This is a genomic window from Kribbella orskensis (assembly GCF_004342085.1).
Taxonomy (GTDB): Bacteria; Actinomycetota; Actinomycetes; order Propionibacteriales; family Kribbellaceae; genus Kribbella; species Kribbella orskensis.
Genome location: NZ_SLWM01000001.1, coordinates 30,169 through 54,363 on the forward strand (window position 1 = coordinate 30,169; position 24,195 = coordinate 54,363).

General features: G+C 66.9%; 30 protein-coding genes. 13 read left to right on the top strand and 17 right to left on the bottom strand.

The window, feature by feature from the left end; translation table 11 throughout:
• Positions 1–71: 71 nt before the first annotated feature.
• Together EV644_RS00170 and EV644_RS00175 are read right to left on the bottom strand one after the other, a co-directional pair.
• Positions 72–758 carry a response regulator gene (locus EV644_RS00170; protein WP_132187554.1) on the bottom strand — a complete coding sequence of 229 codons (687 nt, stop codon included), beginning with the start codon at positions 756–758 and terminating at the stop codon, positions 72–74.
• Positions 755–1,924, bottom strand: coding sequence for a sensor histidine kinase (locus EV644_RS00175; RefSeq protein WP_241997895.1), 1,170 nt, complete (start codon positions 1,922–1,924; stop codon positions 755–757). The genes EV644_RS00170 and EV644_RS00175 overlap by 4 nt, the downstream gene beginning before the upstream one ends.
• A 127-nt stretch (positions 1,925–2,051) precedes the next feature.
• Between EV644_RS00175 and EV644_RS00180 the strand changes: the two genes are divergently transcribed.
• The 4 genes from EV644_RS00180 to EV644_RS00195 all read left to right on the top strand — a co-directional run bounded on the left by EV644_RS00180 (position 2,052) and on the right by EV644_RS00195 (position 3,812).
• The gene (locus EV644_RS00180) at positions 2,052–2,288 is read left to right on the top strand and encodes a hypothetical protein (RefSeq protein WP_132187553.1); all 237 of its coding nucleotides are present in this window, start codon (positions 2,052–2,054) and stop codon (positions 2,286–2,288) included.
• A 114-nt stretch (positions 2,289–2,402) separates the two neighbouring features.
• Complete coding sequence (locus EV644_RS00185) at positions 2,403–2,594, top strand: hypothetical protein (protein ID WP_132187552.1); 192 nt, start codon at positions 2,403–2,405, stop codon at positions 2,592–2,594.
• A 185-nt stretch (positions 2,595–2,779) separates the two neighbouring features.
• The gene (locus EV644_RS00190; protein WP_158292693.1) at positions 2,780–3,343 is read left to right on the top strand and encodes an HdeD family acid-resistance protein; all 564 of its coding nucleotides are present in this window, start codon (positions 2,780–2,782) and stop codon (positions 3,341–3,343) included.
• 64 nt (positions 3,344–3,407) lie between these two features.
• Entirely contained in the window at positions 3,408–3,812 is a 405-nt protein-coding gene (locus EV644_RS00195) for a DUF1003 domain-containing protein (RefSeq protein WP_132187550.1), read from the top strand.
• Positions 3,813–3,868: 56 nt separating this feature from the next.
• On the opposite strand, the gene EV644_RS00200 is transcribed toward EV644_RS00195, so the two are convergent.
• From EV644_RS00200 to EV644_RS00220, 5 genes are all read right to left on the bottom strand, one after another.
• Positions 3,869–4,186: a sec-independent translocase gene (locus tag EV644_RS00200; RefSeq protein WP_132187549.1), complete on the bottom strand. Its 318-nt coding sequence runs from the start codon at positions 4,184–4,186 to the stop codon at positions 3,869–3,871.
• A 2-nt stretch (positions 4,187–4,188) separates the two neighbouring features.
• Entirely contained in the window at positions 4,189–4,980 is a 792-nt protein-coding gene (tatC, locus tag EV644_RS00205; protein ID WP_241997893.1) for a twin-arginine translocase subunit TatC, read from the bottom strand.
• 6 nt (positions 4,981–4,986) lie between these two features.
• The gene (locus EV644_RS00210; protein ID WP_132187548.1) at positions 4,987–5,238 is read right to left on the bottom strand and encodes a twin-arginine translocase TatA/TatE family subunit; all 252 of its coding nucleotides are present in this window, start codon (positions 5,236–5,238) and stop codon (positions 4,987–4,989) included.
• Between the two features lie 107 nt (positions 5,239–5,345).
• The gene (locus EV644_RS00215; RefSeq protein WP_206751492.1) at positions 5,346–5,618 is read right to left on the bottom strand and encodes a helix-turn-helix domain-containing protein; all 273 of its coding nucleotides are present in this window, start codon (positions 5,616–5,618) and stop codon (positions 5,346–5,348) included.
• A 246-nt stretch (positions 5,619–5,864) separates the two neighbouring features.
• Positions 5,865–6,734, bottom strand: a complete 870-nt coding sequence (locus EV644_RS00220) for an alpha/beta fold hydrolase (RefSeq protein ID WP_158292695.1) — start codon at positions 6,732–6,734, stop codon at positions 5,865–5,867.
• Between the two features lie 151 nt (positions 6,735–6,885).
• Between EV644_RS00220 and EV644_RS00225 the strand changes: the two genes are divergently transcribed.
• A complete protein-coding gene (locus tag EV644_RS00225; RefSeq protein WP_199239572.1) occupies positions 6,886–8,955 on the top strand; it encodes a tetratricopeptide repeat protein in 2,070 nt (689 codons plus the stop codon).
• 82 nt (positions 8,956–9,037) lie between these two features.
• On the opposite strand, the gene EV644_RS00230 is transcribed toward EV644_RS00225, so the two are convergent.
• From EV644_RS00230 to EV644_RS00245, 4 genes are all read right to left on the bottom strand, one after another.
• Entirely contained in the window at positions 9,038–9,370 is a 333-nt protein-coding gene (locus EV644_RS00230) for a histone-like nucleoid-structuring protein Lsr2 (RefSeq protein WP_132187545.1), read from the bottom strand.
• 95 nt (positions 9,371–9,465) lie between these two features.
• The gene (locus EV644_RS00235; RefSeq protein WP_241997891.1) at positions 9,466–11,202 is read right to left on the bottom strand and encodes an MFS transporter; all 1,737 of its coding nucleotides are present in this window, start codon (positions 11,200–11,202) and stop codon (positions 9,466–9,468) included.
• A gap of 17 nt (positions 11,203–11,219) precedes the next feature.
• Positions 11,220–11,699 (bottom strand): universal stress protein, encoded by a 480-nt coding sequence (locus EV644_RS00240; RefSeq protein WP_132187544.1) that lies wholly within the window; start codon positions 11,697–11,699, stop codon positions 11,220–11,222.
• Between the two features lie 25 nt (positions 11,700–11,724).
• A complete protein-coding gene (locus EV644_RS00245; protein ID WP_241997889.1) occupies positions 11,725–12,165 on the bottom strand; it encodes a MarR family winged helix-turn-helix transcriptional regulator in 441 nt (146 codons plus the stop codon).
• A gap of 257 nt (positions 12,166–12,422) precedes the next feature.
• Between EV644_RS00245 and EV644_RS00250 the strand changes: the two genes are divergently transcribed.
• From EV644_RS00250 to EV644_RS00275, 6 genes are all read left to right on the top strand, one after another.
• Positions 12,423–12,902: a DUF3237 family protein gene (locus tag EV644_RS00250; protein ID WP_132187543.1), complete on the top strand. Its 480-nt coding sequence runs from the start codon at positions 12,423–12,425 to the stop codon at positions 12,900–12,902.
• A gap of 186 nt (positions 12,903–13,088) precedes the next feature.
• Positions 13,089–14,591, top strand: a complete 1,503-nt coding sequence (locus EV644_RS00255; protein ID WP_132187542.1) for a hypothetical protein — start codon at positions 13,089–13,091, stop codon at positions 14,589–14,591.
• 270 nt (positions 14,592–14,861) lie between these two features.
• Entirely contained in the window at positions 14,862–15,554 is a 693-nt protein-coding gene (locus EV644_RS00260) for a GAF and ANTAR domain-containing protein (RefSeq protein WP_132187541.1), read from the top strand.
• A 437-nt stretch (positions 15,555–15,991) separates the two neighbouring features.
• Positions 15,992–16,726 (top strand): hypothetical protein, encoded by a 735-nt coding sequence (locus EV644_RS00265; RefSeq protein ID WP_132187540.1) that lies wholly within the window; start codon positions 15,992–15,994, stop codon positions 16,724–16,726.
• Positions 16,727–16,744: 18 nt separating this feature from the next.
• Entirely contained in the window at positions 16,745–16,924 is a 180-nt protein-coding gene (locus EV644_RS00270; RefSeq protein WP_132187539.1) for a hypothetical protein, read from the top strand.
• Positions 16,921–17,127, top strand: a complete 207-nt coding sequence (locus tag EV644_RS00275) for a hypothetical protein (RefSeq protein WP_132187538.1) — start codon at positions 16,921–16,923, stop codon at positions 17,125–17,127. The genes EV644_RS00270 and EV644_RS00275 overlap by 4 nt, the downstream gene beginning before the upstream one ends.
• A gap of 273 nt (positions 17,128–17,400) precedes the next feature.
• Here the strand turns inward: EV644_RS00275 and EV644_RS00280 are convergent, their stop codons facing one another.
• A complete protein-coding gene (locus tag EV644_RS00280; RefSeq protein WP_132187537.1) occupies positions 17,401–18,108 on the bottom strand; it encodes a 4a-hydroxytetrahydrobiopterin dehydratase in 708 nt (235 codons plus the stop codon).
• Between the two features lie 160 nt (positions 18,109–18,268).
• Between EV644_RS00280 and EV644_RS00285 the strand changes: the two genes are divergently transcribed.
• Both EV644_RS00285 and EV644_RS00290 read left to right on the top strand, forming a co-directional pair.
• Positions 18,269–18,868, top strand: a complete 600-nt coding sequence (locus EV644_RS00285; RefSeq protein ID WP_132187536.1) for a hypothetical protein — start codon at positions 18,269–18,271, stop codon at positions 18,866–18,868.
• A gap of 152 nt (positions 18,869–19,020) precedes the next feature.
• Positions 19,021–19,974: a LysR family transcriptional regulator gene (locus EV644_RS00290; RefSeq protein WP_132187535.1), complete on the top strand. Its 954-nt coding sequence runs from the start codon at positions 19,021–19,023 to the stop codon at positions 19,972–19,974.
• On the opposite strand, the gene EV644_RS00295 is transcribed toward EV644_RS00290, so the two are convergent.
• Genes EV644_RS00295 through EV644_RS00315 form a run of 5 tightly spaced genes read right to left on the bottom strand, consistent with a single transcriptional unit; the run spans position 19,958 to position 24,189 of the window.
• The gene (locus EV644_RS00295) at positions 19,958–21,091 is read right to left on the bottom strand and encodes a vWA domain-containing protein (RefSeq protein WP_199240598.1); all 1,134 of its coding nucleotides are present in this window, start codon (positions 21,089–21,091) and stop codon (positions 19,958–19,960) included. The genes EV644_RS00290 and EV644_RS00295 overlap by 17 nt on opposite strands.
• Positions 21,092–21,137: 46 nt before the next feature.
• Positions 21,138–21,839, bottom strand: coding sequence for an SRPBCC family protein (locus tag EV644_RS00300; protein WP_132187533.1), 702 nt, complete (start codon positions 21,837–21,839; stop codon positions 21,138–21,140).
• The gene (locus EV644_RS00305) at positions 21,836–22,726 is read right to left on the bottom strand and encodes an AAA family ATPase (RefSeq protein WP_132187532.1); all 891 of its coding nucleotides are present in this window, start codon (positions 22,724–22,726) and stop codon (positions 21,836–21,838) included. Before EV644_RS00305 ends, EV644_RS00300 begins: the two co-directional genes overlap by 4 nt.
• Entirely contained in the window at positions 22,723–23,307 is a 585-nt protein-coding gene (locus EV644_RS00310; RefSeq protein WP_132187531.1) for a nucleotidyltransferase family protein, read from the bottom strand. The genes EV644_RS00305 and EV644_RS00310 overlap by 4 nt, the downstream gene beginning before the upstream one ends.
• Before the next feature lie 6 nt (positions 23,308–23,313).
• Entirely contained in the window at positions 23,314–24,189 is an 876-nt protein-coding gene (locus EV644_RS00315; protein ID WP_199239574.1) for an XdhC family protein, read from the bottom strand.
• Positions 24,190–24,195 lie beyond the last annotated feature (6 nt).

Here is a 24,195-nt window from a genome sequence, read left to right on the forward strand (position 1 = left end):
TCCGACCAGCCGATGAGTTGTGAGTCCTACTCAAGTAGGACCAACGCGCCTGCGGACCCGGCAGAGCAGAGTCAGCGTGAACCGTCGGGTCGCTCCCGGGGCCGCGTCTCCGACGCGTCGAAGAGGCCGGTCTGGTAGGCGAGGACGATCGCCTGTGCGCGGTCGCGCAGGTCAAGCTTTTGCAGCAGGCGTGTGACGTGCGTCTTGACCGTCGTGTCGCTGATGAAGAGCTCCTGCCCGATCTCGGCGTTGGACAGACCCCGAGTGATCAGGCGGAACACGTCCATCTCGCGCGTGGTCAAGGTGTCCACCGCCTTCGGCGGAGCCTCTCGGTGGAGGCGGGTGAAATGCTGGATCACCCGTTTGGTGATGGCGGGCGAAAGGAGCGCATCTCCGCCCGCAACGGTTCGCACGGCGGCGATCAGCTGCTCGGGAGGATCGTCCTTGAGGACGAAGCCGCTCGCGCCGGCTCGCAACGCCTGGTAGACGTAGTCATCGAGGTCGAAGGTGGTGAGAATCAGGATCCGCGCAGACGCGTCGGCCGCCAGGATCCGTCGGGCCGCCTCGAGCCCGTCGAGCTCCGGCATCCGGATGTCCATCAGAATGACGTTCGGGTGGAAGCGGGCTGCCTGGGCCACCGCCTCGAGGCCGTTGCTCCCTTCCGCCACGACCTCCATGTCGGGTTCGTCGGCGAGCAGCAGCCGGAACCCCGCCCGCACCATCGATTGGTCGTCCACCACGAGGACACGGATGGTCATCCGGCACTGCCGTCCAGTGGAAGCCGCGCGCGGAGCACGAAGCCGCCGGCATGGGAGGCGCCCGCAGTCATGTCTCCACCGTAGATCCTGACGCGCTCGCGGATCCCGACCAGTCCGTGGCCGAGACCAGCATCGGTGGAAGGGCCGCCGGGACCGTCGTCACGTACTTCGAGTCGAAGCTCCGTGGCGGAGTAGCGCACGTCGACCTCCGCCTGGCTCGCACGAGCGTGCTTGAGGGCGTTGGTGAGCCCCTCCTGCAGGATGCGGTAGGCGGAGAGGTCGAGGCCTGGCGGCAGCGCGAACGGTTCACCGCGGATCTGGAGCCGCACAGGCAGGCCCGCAGCTCGTACGTCGTCCACGAGTGAGTCGAGGTTGTCGAGTCCCGGGTGCGGCAGAAGCTCGAGCTCGTCGCCGTCATGTCGCATCGCGTTGAGAAGGCGGCGCATCTCCGCGAGTGCCGTGCGTCCAGCCTGCTCGACGTTCTCGAGGGTCTGCCGATCCTCCGTGTCGGTCTCGGGCATCCGGTGGCGCACAGCCCCCACCTGGAGAACCATCACGCTGACGGCGTGTGCGACGACATCATGGAGCTCTCGCGCGATCCGTCCGCGCTCCTCGGCCACCGCGACGCGAGCCGCCGCCTCCCGCTCTCTCTCGGCCCGAGTCGCGCGCTCCTCGGCGGCCTCGGTCTGCTCGGTTCGCTCCCGTAGCGCGAAGCCGACGAGCCAGCCGATCGCGAACAGCACCGGCGTGAAGATGAGGTCGCCTCTCGTGTGATCCGGCTCGTTGTAGATGACGATCGCTGCGCCGCCGAGCACGATCGCCAGGCCGACCCGTGCCTCCGTGGCGTGGCGCAGGTTGCCGAGCAGCAGGGCAGCCCCCATTCCGGCGACGAAGAGCCCGGCCTTGTCGACGATGAGCAGGCCGTCCACGAAGGAAAGCGCCGCACTTAACAGCCAGGTGACCGCCGGTGCGGCGAAGGGGAAACGGCGTCGCAGGAGCAGGGTGAGAACGACGGCGGCGACCGCGAGCACCTCGAACCACAGCATCGGGCCCGTCGGATGGCCCGGGTCGTCGCGCAACGCCGTACTGATGGCGCTCTCGACCGCCGCAATCACAATCAGGAGGTCGAGACCGTACTTCGAGAAGAACAGCCGCGCTCGGCTCACCTGATCAACGTACGGCAACGCGATCGCTGCTTGCGTCCTACCAAGGTAGGACTGCCACTCATCGCTTGGTGCGGGCGCGAACAAGGCCTTCCGACGACGCGCTCGGCAGGTGCACGCCCATAGCGTCGTGAACACCACAAGGACCGCTGAGGACCATCCTCAGCCGCCGGAACTGATGGAAGTGGACGACATGGCGGCATCGTTGATCATCGAAGAAGAATCGGGGACCTGGACCGGTCGGATCCACCCCCACAACGGCTACTACGCCGGCGACCTCAGCGAGGTCCCACCGCCCACGCAGAGCCAACTGGCCGTACTGGTGGCCCTCTGCAGTGATCCGGCACAGCCGCAGCCTCACCACTGATCCAGCGAGAAGCCCGGCGCAGACCAAGACCCGAACCGGCGCGCCGCCTGCTTCCTGACCGAACGAGCGTCTTGGTGTCGGCCTCCGCCGGCATCGACCACGAAGGAGGAACTCATGTACTCGATGATCACCGACCACAAATTCGCCACCCAGATCGCCAGGCAGCAGGTCGACGAGCGGATCCGGGTCGCCGAGGCGCGACGTACCGCTCGCGAGGTCCGACGCGCGGCTCGCGCCCGGTCGTCCAGGTCGCAGCGCCGCCGTACCTGGAGGATCCGGGCTATCCGTCGCGCCTTCGTTTGGTGATCGCACCGGAACGCACCGGGGTGTCAGCGGCGGCTGCGGATTTCCCGCAGTTGATCCGTGGCATCGCCGATGTCCGGGAAGGCCAGGGCCGGAAGACTCGAGGGACCAGTCACCGATTCGGAGGTAGTGAGATGGATTCCCTTGACGACCGAACTGAACAGCCGGCAGGTACGCAACTGAAGAGGATGCGATGGGCGGTCGGCCTCAACGGTCTGCTGTCGATCGCGTTCGGCGTTGTGCTCCTCGTCTGGCCCGGTATCAGCATTTATGCCCTCACCATTCTCTTCGGCGCCTACACGTTGGCAAGCGGGGTTGTCGAGCTGGCCTACTCGTTCTCAGCCGGCGCGAACCGCGAGCGCGGGTGGCTCATCGTCTCGAGTCTGCTCGGCATAGCCGTCGGCGCTGCCGCGCTGCTCTGGACCGGCATCTCCGCGCTCGCACTCCTCTACGTGATCGGCGCGTACGCGATCGCGCTCGGCGTCATCGCCATCGGCGGCGCGTTCTGGCTTCCGATCGACGGCAGCGACACCGCGCTGATGAGCCTCAGCGGCGTGGTCTCGATTCTGTTCGGGATCGTCATCTTCGCCCAGCCGGGCACAGGTGCGCTGGTGACGCTTGCCCTGATCGCCGCGTTCGCGCTCGTCGCCGGCGTGACCCAGTTGGCCTTCGCGGTCGGTGGTAAGCGCCTGCTCGACGGCGGTCTGAAGGATGGGTTCGAGCGCAAGCCGAAGCCGCAGCCCTCGCACTGACGCGAGTGATCCGATGAACCGACCGAAAGCAGCACCGGTGGTCAGTCCCCGCGTAGGAGGTCAGATGGACACCACACCGACAAACACCCAATCGCACCATCCCGCTGTCCTCGCACAGGCCGCTCAGCGGGCCGCCGATCTCCAGATACGCATCGCCGACGCGATCACGTCGTACGCCGGTTCCATGCCGTTCGTGTACATCCACATCGTCGTCTTCGCCGTCTGGATGACCTTCCTCGAGTCCAAGCCCTGGCCGACGCTCACCCTCGTCGTGTCCCTCGAGGCCATCTTCCTGTCGACCTTCGTCATGATCGGGCAGAACCGCCAGGCCGCGTTCCAGCAGGCCAAGGCCGATCACGACTTCAACCAGCAGGAGCTCGAGCTGAAGACCAACACCGAGATCACCCGCCAGATCCACTCCCTCACCAAGGATTTGCACAAACGCCTCGCCGAGGAGTCTCGCTCCTAGGCGTGCCGGCGCATCGGCGCCCAGCGTCAGGGCAGTCAAGCCCAGGTGATACGCGTCTACGTGGCTTCGGGGTCGTAGGACACTGGCCCGGCTGGAGGCTTCGTCCGTACTTCGCTCTCGACGGGCTCGTCATCCAACCCATCGAGGAGGTGTTTGCGGACGAAGCTGCGAGGGTCGAGCTCCCGGACGTCCAGATTTGCGAAGTCCGGTCCCAACTCCTCGCGCAGGTCTCGTTGCGCGTTGCCGACAACGGTGCGCACCTGACCCAGCAGACGGGCCGCAGTACGGGCGAACTCGGGCAGCCGGTCCGGGCCGAACACAAGTACCGCAACCACGCCAATCACCAGCAACTCGGGGATCCCGATGTCGAACACGGTCAGACCTCCTCGGCCTTGCGGGCCTTGCGCTTGTCGTTGATCTTGGCGATCACCTCGGCGGCGAAGAACAACAGACACATCGGGATCGCCAACAGGCACATCGTGAACGGGTCACCCGACGGCGTCGCGACCGCGGCGAACACGAAGATCACCAACACGATGTACGGCCGGAACTTACCCAACGCCGAAGCCGGCACCACACCCACCATGTTCAGCAACACCACCACCAGCGGGATCAGGAACGCGATCCCGAACACCAACATCGTCCGGATCACGAAATCCAGGTACTGCGGCAGCGTGATCAGGTTCTGGATGTCCAACGGGGTGAACCCGATCAGGATCTCCAGGCCCTTCGGCAGCGTCCAGTACGCCACCGCCATCCCGCCCACGAACAGCGGCGTCGCGATCGCCGAGAACAGCATCGCCCACCGGCGCTCGTTGCGGTGCAGACCCGGCGCGATGAACGCCCACAACTGATACAGCCACACCGGACTGGCCAGGATCAGACCGAACAACGCCGAGATCTTGATCTTGAACGTCAGCGCGTCACCGACCCCGGTGAAGGTCAAGATCGGCTTCAGGTTCTGCTCGGCGGCCAACTCCTTGACGCTGGTGTCGAACGGCTGCTGCAGCAGATCCAGCGCCCAGTTGTAGAAGATCCAGCCGACGACCGCACCCAGCACGATCGCGAGCACACACTTGAGCAACCGGTTACGCAGCTCCGCAATGTGCTCGCGCAGACTCATCCGACCGGCGTCCTCCTCCACCGGATCGAGCTGCTCGATACTCATCAGGGTCTAGCCGCGGTGGTCTGGGCGAGGCTCCGCCGACAGTTGCCCGTCCGTACTGCGCTGCGCCGGCCGCGCGTCGGCGCCGAGCTCACCGTCAGTCTTGTTGCTGTGGGCCCCGATTTCTTCCTCCCAGATCTTCTTCGACCTGCCGAGCTGCCTCACCAGCGCCGGCAGCTTGGCCGACCCGAAGAGCAGCATCACGATCGCGAGGATGACGAGCCACTCCGCACCCTGCGGCATACCGAGAAGTGTCAGCATGACGTCTCCTGTTCCTTGATTGACGGCTCAGGGACAGTCGCGGGACGGCACGACCGACCACAATGAACTTCGAAGCCACTCGTCCAGGGGATGGGTCGGCTGCTGCCTCAAGGGACGGGGATTGGCATGGGGTGATCGCCTCGGCAGTGGTGGCGATGGTCGCCTGGGGTGGTGTCGAGGCGCCTGCGGAACGTGCGGTTCATGGTCTCGGGTGTTCCGAAGCCGCAGGTCTTGGCGATCTGTTCGATGGTCCTGTTGGTGGTCTCGAGGAGCCGGAACGCGGACTCCATCCGGACGGCTTCGACATGGTCTGCCGCGGTCGCACCCACCTCGGCCGTGAAGACGCCGGTGAACTGTCGTTCGGAGAGGTTGATCTTCAATCCGCAAAGTTGACTACTGACAGTGCTGTAACGAACCCACTTGCTCACACGATGTAAGGATTGGATGGCTGGGCGGAGGCATTTCCATCCATTGGCAATCGGGGGGACCTGCGTGCAGGACGATTGCCGACCGTGTCGGCGGCGAGGTAGCGATGCCTCGCCGCCCGCGCTGGTTCTGGGCAGTCGCGCCGATCACCGCCGAACTGGCGGCTGGGTCCCGATGCTGAGCGATGACGTGGGGAGATGTCATTCGGCCAGGAACTTCATCACCAGCTGATTGAAGTCGTCTGGGCGTTCCAGCGGCATCAGATGGGATGAACCGTCGCCTGTGACGATCTCGAACCGGGCTCGGGGGATCCCGTCGGCCACCTCGCGCGCGACCCACGGCGGTGTCAGCAGATCCTGCTCACCGACGACCACCAGAGTGGGGGCCTCGATACCGCCGAGCCGATCGAGGGCGTCGAACTGCAAGTAGGCCTGGGCCTGGCGACCGTAGGCCTCGGGCTCGACCGGGTTCGGATTGCTCGCCAGCATCGCGATCGTCTCCTGCACCGCCTGCTGATTGCGAAGGAAGGCCGAGGAGAACAGCCAGGTGAACTGCTGACCGCCGAACACCTCCCCGCTGGAGTCGTTGGCCTTGACCCAGTTCCAGATCGAGATCGGGTCGACGGCGCTCCGAGCGGGCGCCGCATTCGGGCCCGCCAGCACCAGCCGATCCAGACGATCCGCATGCCGCAGCGCGAACTCCACCCCGATCATGCTTCCCAGCGACAAGCCCAGCAGATGGGTGCGGTGGATAGCGAGAGCGTCGAGCAGACCGGCTATGTCGTCAGCCATGTCCGCGACGGTGTACGGATGGTCGGCTCGGGCGCTGCGGCCTGAATCGCGGTTATCGAGGAGGACGACACGGTACTGGGCAGAGAGAACGGGGACCTGTTGAAGCGTCCACAGCGATGAGTCGTATCCGATCCCCATCAGCAGGACGAGTGGCGGTCCGTCCCCATGAATCTCGTAGTACAGCTCCTGCCCGTTCGTGCGAACGGTTCCCGATCGCGGGACGTCCTTGATGTTCATCGCCATCGGTTCGTCACTCGAAGTGGCGGTAGCGTTGGTCATGAGTCCTCCTCGGACTGCCTCGTTGCCTCGGGGACCCCGTGGTCCCCACCCTGGATGCGTGAGCAAGCTGGTTACGGCGGTAACCCTCACGGTTACGGTCGGCGCCGGCTGACCCCGACCTCCGACCGGCCACGAACTCGGGAGGCGTGCGATGACCGACGGCGCTGGTCCTGGTCTGATCGAACGCGCCCGTGATGCTGAAGCCAGGGGCGATTGGCAGGAGGCTTTCGACCTGCTCATGGCGGCGGACGCGGACGGTCTCCTGACGCTCGCGGATCTACCCGTCCTTGGCGAGGTCGCCTATGCGGCCGGCCATCTCGATGTGACCATCGAGGCGTGGGAGCGAGCCCACGCGGCGTGCATGCGGGCGGATGACCGGGTCGCGGCCGCAGCTGCGGCCGTTCGCGTCGCGATGCACCTGCTCTTCGACACAGCGCTCATGGCACCGGTGCGCGGCTGGCTGGCACGAGCGGAGCGGCTTCTCGAAGGTCGCCAGGCGACACCCGCGCACGCGTGGTACGCGGTCGTCCGCAGCTATGAGCGGATGCTGACTGGCGACATCGCCGGCGCTCTGCAGTGGGCCCGGGATGCCATCGAGGTCGGTTCGAAGTGTGACCCGGCCGCGCTCGCCATCGCACGAGTGGCAGAGGCACGGACGCTCATCCTGGACGGCGATGTCCAGCAAGGTCTGGCGCTGCTCGACGAAGCCGGGGTGGCGACGATCTCCGGTGATCTCGATCCGTTCTCGACAGGCGTCGTGTACTGCGAACTCGTCTGCGCGCTGCAGGGCGCAGCGCAGTACGACGTCGCCGAGGAATGGACCGAGGCAATGGAGCGGTGGTGCGAGACGAATGCCATCGGGAGCCTGCATGGACGCTGCCGGGTCCACCGCGCCGAGATCCTCAGGCTACGCGGGTTGTGCAACGAGGCGGAGAGTCAGGCACTCGTGGCCTGCGAGGAGCTTCGCCCCTACCTGCGACGCGAGCTGGGGTGGCCACTGAACGAGCTCGGACGGATCCGACTTCACAGGGGAGACATCGTCGGCGCGAATGAAGCCCTGCTGGCCGCTCATCGCGCCGGATGGGACCCGCAACCGGACCTCGCGCTGGTGCGCCTGGCCCAAGGCGACGTGGCCACTGCGGCCGCCTCCATCCGAGACGCCCTCGAGCACCCCTTGCGAGTGCCGTCGAAGGAACGACCACCGAACACCGACCTGCAGCGCGCGCCATTGCTCGAGGCACAGGTCGAGATCGAGATCGCGGCCGGAGACCACGAACGGGCTCGATCAGCCGCCGACGAGCTGGAGCTCATCGCCGCCAGATTCGAAAGCAAGGCGTTGGTCGCCGGCGCCGCCCTCGCTCGAGGAAGAGTGCGGCTCGCCGAAGGCGATGCGACGGGCGCGGAGCAGTCCTTCTCCGAAGCCGTGCAGCTCTGGAACGAAGTCGGCGCCCCCTATGAGGCGGCGGTCGCACGCATCGGCCTTGCCGAGGCCCACCGCGCCAGCGGGAGCGAGCATCGGGCCGTCTTGGAGCACCAAGCGGCGCGCACGATCCTCGAAGGGATCGAAGCCGCCCCCACGGTGCTCCCAGCGGATGACTTCGCGCACCGCGACGCACCCGGCGAGCAGCCGGCTCGGAGCTTCAACGTCTTTCGTCGCGAAGGTGACTACTGGACGGTGGTCTTCGAAGCGCAGACCGTCCGCGTGCGCGACCTGAAGGGCATGCATTACCTCGCGCGGCTTCTGGCTGATCCGGGCCGGGAGTACCACGTGCTGGATCTCGTCGGCGCCGAGATCGACAGCGGTGCGCAGGTCGACAACAGCCAAGGTGCCCGAGTGCCGGGACCGGCACTCGGCGATGCGGGCGAGCTGCTGGACCTACGAGCGAGGGACGCGTACCGCCGACGCCTCGCCGAGATCGACGAAGACATCGAGCAGGCGCGCGCCATCGGGGACACCGACCAAGCTGCGCAGGCTGAAGTCGAGCGCGACTTCCTCCTTCGAGAGCTCGCGCGCGCGTTCGGCCTGGGTGGTCGTGATCGACGAGCCGCATCCGCGTCCGAGCGTGCTCGAGCCGGCGTGACCCGCGCAATCCGCCAGACGATCTCCCGGATGGCTGAGCACCATCCCCAGCTCGGCGAGCATCTCAGCCGCACCATCCGCACCGGCACGTACTGCGGCTACCACCCCGACCCTCGCTCCCCCGCCCGGTGGCGGTTCTAGCGTCCGGCCAGCGGCGGCCAAGAATCGACCCCTGCGGCGCCGTCCGACCCCGGTACCCCACGCGCTGCGGCAGCGGCGGAGGTTAGTTCGCTGCCTCGAAGGCTTCGCGGATGTGGTTTGGGACCCGGCCGCGGTCGCTGACCTCGTAGCCGTTGGCGCGGGCCCACTCCTTGATCGTTCTGACGTCTGCTTCTACCTGCGTGCGCCTGACCTTCACACCGCGGCTGGTTCGGACGGGCCGCGCGGCCTCGACGTACGGCGCCAAGATCTTGCGCAGTGCCTTGCTGTTCTTGGTATTGAGGTCGATCTCATAGGTCTTGCCGTCCAGCGCGAAGGTGATCGTGCCTCCCCTGCCGGCTGCGATGTTCGTGCCCTCGAGGTCGTCGGTGAGGAGAACCTCTGTCCGCTGCACCATGAAAGTCGGCCTCCAGCTGCTCGAGCATGTTGCCTATAGCATGCATCAAGACGCCGTCTGATGCGACGACCACAAGCTGGGGACCATCCGCCGGCTTACCGCGGTCCCGGTACGTCGACGCGGGCGACCGGTTCCGCGTGGATGTAGCGCGGGCCACGGAAAAGCGATGCGGCGGCACCGACCAGCGACATCAGTATTGCGAGCATGAGCACGATGACCAAGCCGTGGTGGAAGGGGGCCGAGATGAGCTGTGGGAAGAACTCCTTGCTGGTCAACGTGCCCAGATCGGCGCCCTTGGTGGCTGAGGCGGGTAACGCGCCGAGCGCCGTACCGAGTGGGTTGTAGCCGAGGAAGGCGGCGAACAGGCTACCGACCGGCGGTTGGTGGGCGATGCCGGACGCGACGGCCGGTGACACACCGTGAGCTTCCAGGCCGTTCGTGAGCGCGCCGGGCAAGGTCTGCGCGAGCCCGACGATCATCAGGGTGAAGAAGACCCCGATCGACAGCGACGTACCCGAGTTGAAGAAGGTGCCGCGCATGCCTGATGCGGCTCCGCGCCGGATGGCCGGAACGCTGCTCATGATCGCGCTGGTGTTCGGCGCCGAGAACAGTCCCGAGCCGATGCCGTTGAGCACCAGCAGACCAGCGAATGCCCAGTAGTTGAAGTCGGTCGGCAGCAGCAAGAGGCCGAGGAAACTCACCGCGACCAGCAGCAGCCCGCCGGTCGCGAAGGTTCGCGCGCCGAACCGGTCGGAGTAGTAGCCCGACAGCGGCCCCGCGAAGAGGAACGCCACGGTCAGCGGAAGCAGATAGATACCCGCCCACAGTGGGGTGCTCGAGAAGCTGAAGCCGTGCAGGGGCAGCCAGATGCCCTGCAACCAGATGATCAGCATGAACTGCAGTCCGCCGCGGCCGACCGAGGCCAGCAGGCCGGCGAGGTTCCCCGCGGAGAACGCCCTGATCCGGAACAGCGACAGGTCGAACATCGGGTCGTCGACGGACGCCTCGACCAGGCAGAACGCGACCAGCAGGGCGACGCCGCCGACCAGCCCGGCCAGCACCCAGGGATTGGTCCAGCCCATGTCGCGCCCTCCATAGGGCTGGATTCCGTAGGTGATCGCGGCCAGCAGCGCCGTCAGGCCGACCGCGAACAACGCGTTGCCCCACCAGTCGATCTGCGCCACCGCTGAACGGGCACTGGTCTCCCGCAAGCTGCGGTAGGACCACACCGTTCCGAGCAGGCCGAACGGCACGGACACGAAGAACACCAGGCGCCAGTCGACGGGAGCCAGCAGGCCGCCGACGATCAGCCCGATGAACGAGCCGCCGATGGCAGCAACCTGGTTGATCCCCAGGGCGAAGCCACGGCGCTCCGCGGGAAACGCGTCGGTCAGAATCGCCGTCGAGTTGGCGAACAACATCGCCGCGCCGACGCCTTGCACGACTCGCCAGAGGATCAGCCACAACGCTCCGCCGCCTTGTGTCAGCGGATCGAGCACCAGTGCCAGCGACCCGACCGTGAACACCGCGAAGCCGAGGTTGTAGATCTTCACCCGGCCATAGATGTCGCCGAGCCTGCCCAGCGTCACGACCAGAACAGCGGTGACCACCAGAAAGCCCATCAGGGTCCACAACAGGTAGCTGACGTTGCCCGGACGCAGCGGGTCGAGCTTGATGCCGCGGAAGATGTCCGGCAGCGAGATGATCACGATCGACGAGTTGATGGTCGCCATCAACGTGCCGAGCGTCGTGTTGGACAGAGCCACCCACTTGTACCGCCGGTCATCACGCTCGACCGCGAACCGGGACAGCGACTTGGCGCGGGAACTCACTTGACGCTCCCCCACGATCAGGGCACAACCACGACGACGGGTGCGTCCTTGCGGCAGGTGAGTCGGTGGCTGAGGGAGCCGGCGAGATGGTGCCACATCTTCGCGGACCTGCCGACCACGACGAGAGTGGCGTGGACGTTGCGCGCGATGTCAGTCAGGGTCTGGGTGGCGTCGCCGTAGTCGCTGACGAAACTGATCGAGATGCCGATCTCGCGGGCACGGCGCTCTGCTTCGTCCTTGAGCTCGCCGGCAACCTCTTCCCTGAAGTTCTCGGCGCCGACGTAGTCGTAGGGCGCCCCGTAGACGGCCGCCGGGTCGGTGAAGGGCATCACGTAGACGACGATGAGTTTGCCGTTGGAGCGCATGGCTACCCCGGCTGCCCAGGAGAACGCATCCCAACTGGTCGGCGAACCATCCACTCCGGCGACGATGATCTGTGCAGGGTCGGCCGGGCTCGCGGGATTCGGTGTCCGCTCTACGGCGGCGTCTTGGCTCATGCGATCACCTCATTGATACGGATGGTCAGCCTGTGTGGCTGTCCTGACTTTCGGCGGCAAGCTCGGTCAGGCGGAGCAGCGCCGGCAGGGCCGCATCGAGCGCTTCGGCTTCCTGCTCGTCGAGCTTGTCGATCAACCCCGTGAGCACCGCCGCGCCGGCGCGGCGCATCGCGCGGAGGTGCTGCCGCCCGGCCCGCGTGATGGCGACCAGCACAACCCGAGCGTCGGCGGGGTCGCGGCGGCGTTCGGCGAGGCCGAGCCCTTCCAGCTGAGTCACCAGAGCGGTCATCGACGGCTGGGTCACTTCCTCGTTCACGGCCAGGTCCGTCAACCGCCGCGGGCCGGTGCGCTCCAACGTGGCCAGCGTCGACGCGGCGGTCAGACCAAGGCTGCGGTCCCGGCGCCGAATCGCGACGCCGGCGATCGCGAAGAGTGTCTCGCCGAGAACGGCACTGTGTTCGACCACGACACAAGTATAGGCGGACCTATATAGATGCGGTAATGGAACTTGCCTGCGGACCGCTACCGGGTGTCACGCGAGCCGCTAGGACAAGATTCCTCTCTGCTGAGAACCAGAAAGTCGCACAGATCCAGCGTCGAGCGGTGCCTCGGGAACGCTCAGCTGCTTGACTGGCTGACCGTCGGCGCTGGCAGTGCTCGAGCAGGACGCCGCCGCTTTCAGTGCCGGCGGGGGCATCTAACCCATAGACGGAGGTTCAGATCATGACCACCACACCGCTACCACCCCCGCAACTTCGGCTGGTCTTCCACATCGACGCCGTCATCGGCACGCCCGTCGATCTCGGGCAATCCGCCGACGGCCGGCGACGCCGAATCGTGCCCCACGTCGGCGGCACCTTCACCGGCCCGGAACTGACCGGGAACGTTGTGCCGGGCATCAGTGGCGACTGGCAGACGATCAACCCGGACGGATCCAGCGTCGGTGACATCCGCATGGGCCTGCACGCCACATCCGGAGCCAACCTCTACCTACAGATGCGCGCCGTACGCCACGGACCGCCCGAGGTGCTCGCACGGCTAGCGGCCGGTGCGGACGTCGATGCCTCGGAGTACGTCTTCCGCGCCAGCGCACAGATCGAAACCGCTCACCCGGATCTGAACTGGCTCAACCTCGGTGTGTTCACCGTCGTCGCCGGCCGCCAGCCCAACGGGGCGTCCTACGCCGTCTACATCGTCGAGTAGCCGCCCCGATCAAAATGAGGGAACTGACGAAAGAATCCGTACCCACAGTGCTCGACACCCCCGTCACTCTGCTCCGGCTCTCCCGCGCGGCCGCATTGTCAGCTGCGAACTTCACAGGTTGGCGGCTGGGGAGGAGGATCTGAGGTAGGTGGGGAGTCTTGGGTGCTCTGAGGTCCGGGGGACGAGATGTCTGTGGAAGCTCATGTGGTGAAGGAGGCCTGGCTCGATCGTGCGCTCCAGAGCGCGGGGATCGATCGAGCGTCGTGGTGGCCCGCGCGTGGTTTCGCCGCGAACCGGCGGACGGTCGAGGCTGTGTACGACTACTACGGCAGACTGTTCCTCCAGCACTCGCACCTCGAGTGGGCCGGGATGGCGAGCCTGATCGGGCCGTCGTTCTACGCCGGATTCAAGGATCTCGGATTTCTTCCGGACACCGCCCGCAAGCTGGCCATGGCTGTGTTCGGGCGGCCGATCAGACACCTCACCGGGTACAGCGTGGCTGATCTGGGCTTCTATGCGACGACATTCCTCCGGATGCAGAAGAAGATCTTCGAGGACCAGGCGACGATGCATGAGGCGTACGTCGCCGGTGGTCTGCCCAAGATCCAGGAGCTCTACCAGCTGCGCATCATCGATGTGGCAACCCTCGAGGCGTGGCGGGACATCGACCGCGGGTTGACGACGAACGACGCGACGCTGATCGCTCGCGGCAACCGCACCCTGCTGTTCCGCGAGCAGTTCGACATCATCGACCGTTTCTACCTCCAGATGCTGCGGCACGATCGGCCGGAGGGGATGCTGTTCACGTATCTGCTGACGCTCGTCGGCGCACCATCGATACCCGGTGTCCACTCTTTCCCTGAGCGGTTCCCGTTCGCGCTGGTCGCGCACCTGCCGCGAGCCGTGATCAGCGTGCGGACACCGCTGGCCAACGGGAACATCGCCGTGTTCGCGAACCGCTGGAAGCTGATCGAGGACGACACGCTGCCGAAGTACCTCGCGTTCGTCCGGGAGCACGCGGATGAGGCACGCAAGCTGGCCGGCACGCCGGTGTCCGAGCGCGCGGTCGGCCAGCGGCTCCTCGACCGCGCCGGCCGCCTCATCACTGGTGCTGTCACCCGGTGGGACGTGGACGTCAGCGCCGGCGGAACCGGAGGCGTCTCCGCGATCCCACCGACGAAGCCGCTGACAGAGGCCTTGACCGAGGATCGGACGATCGATCTGACGAGCCCACCCAGCCGCGACTCGGCCGGGTTCGACCCGGACTCGGACAGCAAGGTCTGGATGAATCCCAACCGCAGGCCATTTGATCTCAGGGTGCTGCTGCCAGACGGGCGGGTGTACCGCACGCAGGCCGCGGAGGCGGTGATGCTGAGTTCGACACCGGTGAGCAATCCCGACCGGCTGATGGTGCAGCCACCGGCGGCCGGCCTCGACGCCGATGCCACCCAGCGGCTCATCGCCGAGTACGCGGCCGAGTGGGGCTTCCCCGCCGCCGCCGCAACGGACTGGCGTGCCGGCGTGGACCGCCGCGTCGGGAGCGACCGCAGCTACAGCACCCATGTCTTCACGCCCGACGATGTCGGCTTCGTCCACCTCGAGTTCCAGGTCTCCCACCACGTGACCGAGGGCACGTTCGTGGTGTCGACCTTGTTTTCCTGGCCTAGCACAGTCGGCGCGACTGCTTAGGCGACACAGTCAGGTAATGCCGGGGTTGCGGCTCATCCTGGCTCAAACGGCTTCCGGTGCTGGCTGCTTAACACCGGAAACCTCGGGTGTCGACCCAACTCATTGGCCAGCCGACGCCCGTGAGGGCCACGGTGCCCTACTTTCCGGAGAACATTCGTCACGGTCAGTACGCGGAATTGCAGATGTCGGACACACGTTGCGCGACCATGCTGAGCTTGGTGCGCCATTCGTCGCCGGTTGGGGCGAGCCGCTTGTGGGCACTCGGCGGGTATGAACGACGAACGCTTGGTCGTCACAGCGCGCAGGCTGGTCGAATCGCTGACTCCTGGTGATCTCGACCATACGCTCGGTCGGATCACCGCGGCGGCCGTCGAAGTGTTGCCCGACGTGGAGTACGCCAGCATCACGGTGCTGCACGGCGACGGCAAGCTGGAGACATTCGCGCCGACCGCCGATCTCCTCTGGGATCTCGACGCCGCGCAGTACGAGTTCCGCGAAGGGCCCTGCTACGACGCGGCTGTGGACACGGCGCACGTCATCTCGCCGAATCTGGTCGCCGATGAACGCTTCCCGAAGTACGCCGCGGAGGCATCGAAGGCAGGTATCCGAGCCCAGGCGGGGCTTCGCCTGTACGAGGCGCCCAAATCCCAAGGCGCTCTCAACCTGTACGCCACCAAGGTCGGCGCGTTCGAGGATCTCGGCACGCTCGGCCCGCTGTTCGCCCATCAGGCGGCAATCGCGATCGAGTATGCCCGCGAAGTGCACAACCTTCAGGAGGCGCTGAAGACTCGCCGGACGATCGGCCAGGCCATCGGCATCGTGATGGAGCGCTACCAGCTCAGCGATGCAAGATCCTTCGCGTTCCTCACCCGGCTGTCCCAGCACCGCAACGTCAGGCTCAACAAGATCGCCCAGGAACTCGTCGACACCGTCGGAACACGACCTCAAGACGATTCGCGCTGACCCGCCAACGACGTGAGCCGTCCAGCCGACTCATCGCTGATCGGCAGCGACCACCGGTCGACATCCAGGGCGGAAGTGCACTTTCAGCCCGGGTAACAGCGGCGGCTTGCGTTGTCTTCCGACCACGGTGAGGCGGCTATCGCCACGCGTGTTTGTGTCGCCGGTCGCCGGGTACCGGCGGATTGGCTGGGGGCCTGGTACGTGGTCGTGAGATGCATGATCAGAATCAGGGAGGCAGGGACATGGCCGGAACAGGCGCAACGGGCAGGCTCGTGAAGGCCTGGGGCACAGGGGTGAAGGACTTACCCCGGAATACGAGTTGGCTGCTGTCGAAGGCATTGACGCCGTTGGAAGCGACGAAGGACGCAGCTGGCAGCGCGACCCAGGCGGCGGGAGGCGGCCTCGTGGACATGGCTCGCCACGCAGGAGCTTCTGTCATGGATGTGCTGCCAGTGGGCGACTCGATCGAGCTGAGGCTCCAACGAGCCAGAGCCGCGGCCGACGAGGCCCAACAGGCGGAGGAAGCGGCAGTACACGAGGCCGAGGAGGCGAAGGCGCGCAGCGACGAGGCGCGTCAGGTCGCCGAGCGGTGCCGAGAGTACGTGCGTGAGGTCGAGCGGGAGCAGACTCAGGAGGTCAGCGAGAAGGTCGCCGAAGCCCGCCGTGAGGCCGATGCGCGGGTCGAGCGGGCCCGTGCTTCTGCACAGGCAGACGCCGACCGCGTGGTGCAACGGGCGAAGGCGGAGGCGGACGACCGGGTCTCGAAGGCACGCGAGGAGGCGGAGGCCGCGCAGTCGAAGGCAAAGCAGACAATGGCCGAAGCGACGGCCAGCCTCGCGGAGGCCAGGCGCCTGGCCGACGAGGCCACCGAGGCGACGAAGGCAGCCGCCGAGGAGGCACACCGACAGGCCGCGCAGCTTGCTGCGAACGCCGATCGCGAAGCCAGGAGCGCCGACGAACGAGTGGCCGAGGCCGAAAAGGTCCGATCTCGCGCCCGCGTACAGCCGAAGCGGAACGGACGGACTCAACGCACCACTGTCGACTTCAGCGAGATGACCAAGACGGACCTGCTGAACCTTGCCACCACCGAGGACGTCAAGGGCAGGTCGGCGATGAACAAGACCGAGCTGGTGACCGCCCTCAAACGCTCGACCGGATCAAAGCGGCGATAGCCAGGAGTGGAGACGACCATGGGACTGTTGCACAGGAAGAGCCGGTGGGAGAAGTTGGTCGAGCCGGTTGCGACCGGCGCTACGACCGCGATGCGCCGTGGGGCTGTACGCAACGGCCTCGCCGCCGCCGCGGCGGCGATCGGCATGAGCGCCGCCAGCGCGGTGGTCTCCTCGCGGCGGCAGAAGGACAAGAAATGAAGCTGCGCAGTCTCGCGGTGTTCGGCGTGGGGTACGTGCTGGGAGCCAAGGCGGGACGTGAACGCTATGTACAGATTGTCGAATCGGTCCAGAGGGCGTCACAGCGGCTCGACGAGGCGCGCCGTCAACGCGGTAAGCCTCCTTCCCGACGGGGGGAGAGCAACGGGCTCGACAGCTATCTGGACGAGACCAGCCGGAACTAGCACCCTGGCCGGCGGCGCCGTCGTACACACCTCGCTGGTCGCCCGGCTGTTCGGAGTGCGACTCCTGACTGTGGAGGGAACGGTTCTGCTGTCACCGGTATCGTTCGGTGACCCACCACCGGACGTTGCGCGCACGACAACCCGTCCGGCAGCCCACATCGACGCCAAAGCCGTGCCCAAGGGAATCGGGGCACGGCTCGGTCCGTCGGCGCGGTTGATCGACGAAAGCATCGACGAGCTGCGAGCGCTGGACCACTGAACGAACGGGCCGTGCTATTGCTGTTCTGCCGACGGCTGGAAGGTGCCTATGCAGGCCTTGTTACCGTCTGGGTCGGCGAGGATGGTGGTCCACGGGGCCCGGCTGGCGTCGACGATGGTGGCGCCGGCGGCAACGGCAGCGGCGATGCGCTGGTCGGCGACGTCGTACGGCACCTGGACGTCGATGTGGAATCGCTGCCGTGGGGTCGGGTGCGGATCGGTGTCCTGAAACCACAGGATCGGTACCCGGTTCGTGGCATCGCGTACGTCGTCGCCGATGGTCCCTCGGCCCTGAGCCTCAGTCCCGCCGGTCAGCAGCGCCGACCACACCGGCGCCAGGCCGGCGCCGTTCGCGGTGTCCAGCGCCAGTTCGATCGCGGTGATGGAGCCAGGATCCGCGACGAGCGACTGCTCGGCGGCGATCTCGCTGATCCGCCGCGCGAGGTCGATGTCCTGCTGGGTCACCCACTCGACCTGATGCTCGGTGCCGGCGTCATCGCGGTAGATCGCGTTCTCGCTGATCAGCTTCAGGTCCACCTGAGATGTGTCCATCCGAACCTCAGGATGATGCCCAGCGGCTTCCCCGGCGTTGGCGATGGCGCTGATGAATTGAGCACCCGCGCGGAAGTCCCTGATGACGAAGCGAGCGTGTAGCCCCTGACCAAGCTTCCGCCAATCCGCCAGACCAGCCGCGGTGATCTGCTCGCCGCTGAGCATCTCCATGGTGGTGCCTCCCGTCCGCAGGTGATGAGGCGACAGTAGCGCCAGCTATTGTCGCCGCGGCGGCACAGAGTCCGGTAACGGGACGGGGCCGATGTCAGCACGCGCGACACACGGCTCGCAAGGTCCCCCCGCTCCGACTCAGGCTGGCTACATTGATGAAGTGGCTGACCTTGGTACCGGCGCTCAGGTGGGTCTGGCTCTCAGTTCCGGTCTCTTCGCACTCGTCGGCGTGGCTCTGAGCCAGTCCCTTTCGGGCCGCAGCCGGCGCGCGGAGCTCGCACACGAAGATCGGCGGGAAGCCCGGAAGCAGATGCTTGCCTCGTACTCCGCTTGCCTCGCTCTCGCCACCGAGTTCGACTCCCGATTGGATCTCTTCACGCCGGCGCCGCATGAGTTGGGCGCACTCAAGTCGAACGTCGACCTGCGGACACTGTTTGAGGCGCATTCCGCCAAGACTGGAGAACCCTCACCCGAGCTGCCAGATATGGCGCCCTTGGTCGACAGCGCCACACTTCCTGGTCTCAAGGATCTGCTCGCGCGGGTGACATCCAGTGCTTCCACCGTTGAGATCGTGGGCTCGGCCGCTGCGTCGGCGGCGGTCCGAGACCTCGTGAGAGCCCAGCGCTATTGGCTCCTGTCCCTGGAGCGCGATGATCCTGCCGCTGCGGTCGACGGCCTCATTCAGGCCAGGCCGTCGCTGGCCGAGTTGCGGCGAGTGCTTGCCAACGACTTCGATCCCAACGCCTCTCTAGCTCGATAGGCTCGCCAACGCCACGATTCAAGGAACCCCGGAATCAGTCGCGCGGTGAGGCACTCGCAGATGCGGCGGGCTGCCCTCTATTCCCCCGCATCTGCGGAGAGGGTTTCGTGTCGCGATCCAACGGGGCGGCGCGGCTTTACGATGACGGCACTGTGACTCCTACTCAGCTTCGTGCCTTCTCGGCGGTCGTCCGGCTCGGGTCGGTGAAGGCGGCTGCCGCAGAGCTCCGTGTCACCGAGGCGGCGGTCTCGTTGCACGTCGGTCAGCTGCGCAAGGAACTCGGCGACAAGCTCTTCACGCGCACCGCCTCCGGGCTCGCCTTCACCCCTGGTGGCCTTCGTCTGGCCAGCCGCGCCGCTGAGCTGCTCGGACTGCAGGACCGGACCATCCTGGAGGTCAGCCAGGCAGGCCGCGGCCGGAGGATGATGCGGCTGGCAGCTTCCACCCTCTTCGCGGAGCATGCGGCACCCGGCTTGATCGAGCTGTTCGCAGGCCGCGCCAACGACCTTGATGTCGAGCTCAGCGTGCACCACCCACGCGAGTTCGCCGCCCTGCTGTCAGGTCGCGTGGTCGACGTGGCGCTCGGCCCAGTGCCCAGTGGGTTGCCTGACTCGATCAAGCGGGTCGCCTTCCTGAACTACCGGATCGTGGCGGTTGCCGGGGTCAACCATCCCGTCTCGGCGGTCCCGGCACGACCGGCTCAGCTCCGCGAACAGACCTGGTTGCTCGGCCCGTCCGCGGTCACCGACGGCGTCGTGACAGCGATGCTCCGCCGGCTACAGATCCCGGAAAGCCGGCAACAGATCTTCCAGAGTCATGCTGCGGCAATCGAGGAGGCCAAACGCGATGGCGGAATCGCCGTGACGCTCTCCTCCGCAGCGGCCAATGATGTGGCCGGGGGCAGATTGACGATTCTCACAGGGCGCGGGCTGACCGCAGCCGGTGTCTGGAACGCGATGACGCTGCCGAGCCACGCCCTCGTCCCCGCGGCCGCAGAGCTGACCCGTTTCATCACTACTCCCCGAGCCACGCAGGCGATGCTCCGCGGCTCGGGGGTGAACGTCGGCCACTTCCGCCCGTCGATCCACGTCACCTTGTGGAGCTGACCACGTTCTCCAACGCTCGCAGGGTGTGCCCCGGCAGCAGTTCATCGCAGTACGGCCGGGCGGCGGCCATGCCACCGGCCAGCGGCTGGTAGCCGGGAGCCGCCGCGCGGGGGTTCATCCAGATCACCCGATAGGCGCGCCGGTACAACCTGGCCATGACTCGACGGAGCTGTTCCGGATCATCGGAGTCCCACCCGTCCGAGGCGATGATGACGACGGCTCCCCGCAACGCCGTCCCATGCCGCGACCGCAGCAACGTCCGCAGGTTCCCGGCGATCCGGGTCCCGCCGAAGCGGTCCGCGACCAGGTTCGTCGCCTGCTGCATGGCGATCGACACGTCGTGGTGGGCGAGCACTGCCGTGAGCCTGGTCAGCGTGGTGGCGAACGCGAACACCTCGGCGTCGGCCGACACCGTCGCGGCACGCATCAGGTGCAGGTAGGTCCGGGTGAAAGCCTGCATGGACTGGCTGACATCGCAAACCATCACCAGCCGCCGCGGCTTGTCCAGCTGTCCTTTGCGGACCAACTCGGACGGCTCCCATCCGGTACGCCGTGCCGTGGCGAGAGTGGCTCGTAGGTCGATCCTGCGCCCCGAAGTACGACGTACCAGGCGGCGGCTGCGGCGGGTCGGCCAGTGGTTTCGTGCTTCCTCCAGCCAGGCGCCGACCGCCGCGAGCTCGGCAGGGTCGAGCTCGTCGAAGGGAGTGTCGAGCAGACCGGTCAGCCGGCTCGGGAGGCGCTCAGGAATACCAAGTGCCAGGTCGGTCTCCGCGGCTGACCCGGTCACCGAGGGCAAGGTAACCCAAGGCAGTCCAGCCCCATCCTGCTCAGCGGAACCAGTCGCCGGGACCTTCACGTTGACATCGCTCGCGCCGGCGGCGGTACTGCGCGGCTGCCTTCGGGCATTTGGATCCACCGGGAGCACCGCATCGGCGAAGACGGCGGCGAAGACAGCGTCGTACGCGGCGAGATCGCGCTCGTCGCGCACCAAGGTGATCCGGCTCAGCCAGTACAGCCGTCCCCGGTCGATCGGTGGCAGCACCGCCAGAGAGCGGCTGAAGGTCTCGGTCGCGGTGAGATCGACCGCGATGCCGGCGCCACGAAGCCGTTGGGACAAGGCCACGGCGAAGGCCGCGCGGTCGATCGCGCGGAGCAGGACAGACTCAGCGGGCGACGAGATAGACGATCACCGCCACCACAACGACGACGCCGACCAGCACGGGCAGCAGACGTTTCGCCACCGAGCCCCCAGCGACCTGCATCAGATCAAGCGCGGCAGGCTCCTCCGCCTTCGTCACGCTGCCGCCTCCAGCCCCCTGCGCGGCGGTTGCCGGCGATGGCGAGGTCTGAGCCGGTGGCGTCACAACAGAAGCTGGTTGCCCAGGGGCCGCGGTTGACCCCTGGTCGGTCCGGCCCAGATCATTTGCGGCGAGCTTGGCTTCCAGACATTCGACGAACTGGCCGAGGAGCTTCTCCGACACCTGCTTGATCATGCCGCTGCCGAACTGGGCGACCTTGCCGGAGATCTTCAGGTCGGTGTCGATGCTGACCACCGTCTTGTCGCCGTCGGCACGCAACCCGGCGCTGATCAGCGCGGACGCGTTCCCCGCGCCGCGAGAGTCCTTGCCGCGGGCATCGATCACCGCGCGGTACGCCTGGTCGTCCTTCTCGGCGAAGCGGGCGGTGCCGGAGAAGTCGCTGATCACCGGACCGAGCTTGACGCGCACCTTGCCCTGGTAGGTCTCGCCGTCGAACCCGGTCAACTGCGCTCCCGGCATACAGGGGGCGATGCCTTCCAGATCGGTCAGTACTCGCCAGGCCTGCTCAACCGGCACGCTGACGGTGAACTCGTCGGTGATCTTCATCGGACCCCTTCGATCGGTTCGAACAGTTCGGCGATCGCGTCCCGGTCGTCTGGCGTCTTGGCGATCGCGCCCAACGTGCGCAGGCCGTCCGCGCGGCCGAGCGACGAGGCACCCAGCACCGTGAGCGCCGAGACCCAGTCGATGGTCTCGGCCAGTCCTGGCGCCTTGTCGAGGTCCAGTCCACGAGCCCGGCCGACGAACTCGGTCGCACTCGCGATCAGCGCCTGGTTCGCCGTCGGCACCCGGCGGCGGACGATCCTGACCGCCCGTTCGGGTTCCGGGAACTCGATCCAGTGATACAGGCAGCGCCGCCGGAGCGCATCATGCAGCTCACGGCTGCGGTTCGACGTCAGTACGACGTACGGCCGGCGCGCCGCGGTGAACGTGCCGAGCTCGGGAATCGTCACCGACGCCTCCCCGAGGAACTCGAGCAGCAACGCCTCGAACTCGTCGTCAGCGCGATCGATCTCGTCGACCAGCAGAACTGGCGGAACCGGACCCGATGCGCGGACAGCGCGCAGGATCGGCCGTTCGGACAGGAACTCCTCGGTGAACAGATCCGCGTCCGCGAGCTTCTCGTGACGAGACTCGGCCAGCCGGATCGCCAGCAACTGGCGCTGGTAGTTCCACTCGTAGAGGGCCTCCCCCACCGTCAGGCCCTCGTAGCACTGCAGGCGGATCAGAGGCGCCTCGACAGCTGCTGCCAGGGCAATCGCCGAAGCAGTCTTGCCGACGCCAGGCTCGCCCTCGAGCAGCAACGGCTGTCCAAGCGTCGACGCGAGAAACAGGGCGGTCGCGGTCCCCTCGTCGACCAGATGATCGACCGCGTCGAGGCGGCTGATCACCTCCTCGGGGTCGGCGAACGGCCCGCCGGCGAGTCCTGTCATGTCTTCGCCCCCTGCGCCAGCAGAGCCCGGTAGTCGTCCCAATCGTCGACGTCCAGCGGAATGTTGCCCGAGGCCCGTACTTCCGTGACCGGATGGCGGCCGGACTCGATCAGCTTCCACACCCCCTTGTCCCCGTGGAGGCCGGCCAGGTCGCCGAACACCTCCCGCCCGAACCAGAACGGATGCCCGCGCCCATCGTCGTACCGGCTGACGGCGATCGCGGTTCGGGCGTTCCCTACCAGTGACCGGACGGTGGCATCGGTGACTCCCGGCTGATCGCCGAGCATCAACACGATCCCGTCCGATCGCGGATCCACTACCGCCAGAGCCGTCACGATGGACGACGAGCAACCTGTACCGAACGCTGTGTTCTCCACGACCTCGACGCCGCTCAGATCCACCTGGTCACGCACTTGGCCGGCGGCTCCGCCCAGCGTGACGATCAACTGGTCGAAGTCGCATTCCCGAGCGGTTCCGAGGACCGAATCCAGCAGAGTGCTGTCGCCGTACGGCAGCAGTTGCTTGGGTTCGCCCAAGCGTCGCGAGCCACCCGCCGCGAGAACCAGGCCTGTGACGAACACCGCGTCTCAACCCGCGACCTGTAGTGCGTAAGCGTCCCGGCACCCGGTCCCGCAGAACCAGTACTCCGCTCCGTCGACCTCCAGGTGTGGAGTCTCGGGGGTGACCACCACAGTCATGCCGCAGACCGGATCGACCACCTGGACAGGCGCGACCGCAGCTACATCGGCCGTCGGGCGCAGGCTTTCCACCCGGATCGCCCGGACCAGCTCGGCCAGGACAGACAGCGCGATCTCCCCCGGCGTCTCGGCGCCCAGCTCGAGCCCCACCGGAGTACGGATCCTTGCCCGTTCGTCCTCGGACAGGCCGAGTTCGGCAAGGACGGCCTGTCCTCTCTTGCTGCTGGCAACCAGGCCCACATAGCCGACCCCGGCGTCCAGCGCTGCCCGCAGCGGAACGAGTTCGTCGCGCCCGAGGCCGGCGATGACGACAGCCGTCGTTCCTGGCGCCGGTGGCTTGCCGTCCAGCCTGTCGATCGCGAACCCCGCCGCCGCGCCGACCGTGGCGATCGCTTCGGCGATTGGGGTGTCCCCGACCACCCCAACCAGGGCGGCCGGCATCTCGGGACGGAGAAGGATCTCCACCGCACCTCCACTCAGACAGGGATTGGGGACGACCCTGGCCCCAGGGACTTCCGGGAATCCCGCCGCATCGTCCGGCAGGATCCGGAGCAGGACCGCCTGGCCGTCGGTCAGCGCCGAGAGGGCAGCCGACCGGACCGAGCTCTCCACGCAGACGCCGCCGACGAAGCCCTCGATCGAGCCGTCCGCGAGCACTATCGCGTCGTCACCCGGCCGGGCCGAGGTCGGGCTCTCGGCTCGGACGACCACGGCGTGGACGAACGGCACCCGGGCGCCGGTCAGCTCGGCCACCCTGCTCGCCATTCGCTG

Coding starts and splice junctions, on each gene's coding strand:
- EV644_RS00170 (WP_132187554.1), bottom strand. CDS start 758: ATGACCATCCGTGTCCTCGTGGTGGACGACCAATCGATGGTGCGGGCG.
- EV644_RS00185 (WP_132187552.1), top strand. CDS start 2,403: ATGTACTCGATGATCACCGACCACAAATTCGCCACCCAGATCGCCAGG.
- EV644_RS00190 (WP_158292693.1), top strand. CDS start 2,780: ATGCGATGGGCGGTCGGCCTCAACGGTCTGCTGTCGATCGCGTTCGGC.
- EV644_RS00195 (WP_132187550.1), top strand. CDS start 3,408: ATGGACACCACACCGACAAACACCCAATCGCACCATCCCGCTGTCCTC.
- tatC (WP_241997893.1), bottom strand. CDS start 4,980: ATGAGTATCGAGCAGCTCGATCCGGTGGAGGAGGACGCCGGTCGGATG.
- EV644_RS00210 (WP_132187548.1), bottom strand. CDS start 5,238: ATGCTGACACTTCTCGGTATGCCGCAGGGTGCGGAGTGGCTCGTCATC.
- EV644_RS00220 (WP_158292695.1), bottom strand. CDS start 6,734: ATGACCAACGCTACCGCCACTTCGAGTGACGAACCGATGGCGATGAAC.
- EV644_RS00225 (WP_199239572.1), top strand. CDS start 6,886: ATGACCGACGGCGCTGGTCCTGGTCTGATCGAACGCGCCCGTGATGCT.
- EV644_RS00230 (WP_132187545.1), bottom strand. CDS start 9,370: ATGGTGCAGCGGACAGAGGTTCTCCTCACCGACGACCTCGAGGGCACG.
- EV644_RS00240 (WP_132187544.1), bottom strand. CDS start 11,699: ATGAGCCAAGACGCCGCCGTAGAGCGGACACCGAATCCCGCGAGCCCG.
- EV644_RS00250 (WP_132187543.1), top strand. CDS start 12,423: ATGACCACCACACCGCTACCACCCCCGCAACTTCGGCTGGTCTTCCAC.
- EV644_RS00255 (WP_132187542.1), top strand. CDS start 13,089: ATGTCTGTGGAAGCTCATGTGGTGAAGGAGGCCTGGCTCGATCGTGCG.
- EV644_RS00260 (WP_132187541.1), top strand. CDS start 14,862: ATGAACGACGAACGCTTGGTCGTCACAGCGCGCAGGCTGGTCGAATCG.
- EV644_RS00265 (WP_132187540.1), top strand. CDS start 15,992: ATGGATGTGCTGCCAGTGGGCGACTCGATCGAGCTGAGGCTCCAACGA.
- EV644_RS00270 (WP_132187539.1), top strand. CDS start 16,745: ATGGGACTGTTGCACAGGAAGAGCCGGTGGGAGAAGTTGGTCGAGCCG.
- EV644_RS00275 (WP_132187538.1), top strand. CDS start 16,921: ATGAAGCTGCGCAGTCTCGCGGTGTTCGGCGTGGGGTACGTGCTGGGA.
- EV644_RS00280 (WP_132187537.1), bottom strand. CDS start 18,108: ATGGAGATGCTCAGCGGCGAGCAGATCACCGCGGCTGGTCTGGCGGAT.
- EV644_RS00300 (WP_132187533.1), bottom strand. CDS start 21,839: ATGAAGATCACCGACGAGTTCACCGTCAGCGTGCCGGTTGAGCAGGCC.
- EV644_RS00305 (WP_132187532.1), bottom strand. CDS start 22,726: ATGACAGGACTCGCCGGCGGGCCGTTCGCCGACCCCGAGGAGGTGATC.
- EV644_RS00315 (WP_199239574.1), bottom strand. CDS start 24,189: ATGGCGAGCAGGGTGGCCGAGCTGACCGGCGCCCGGGTGCCGTTCGTC.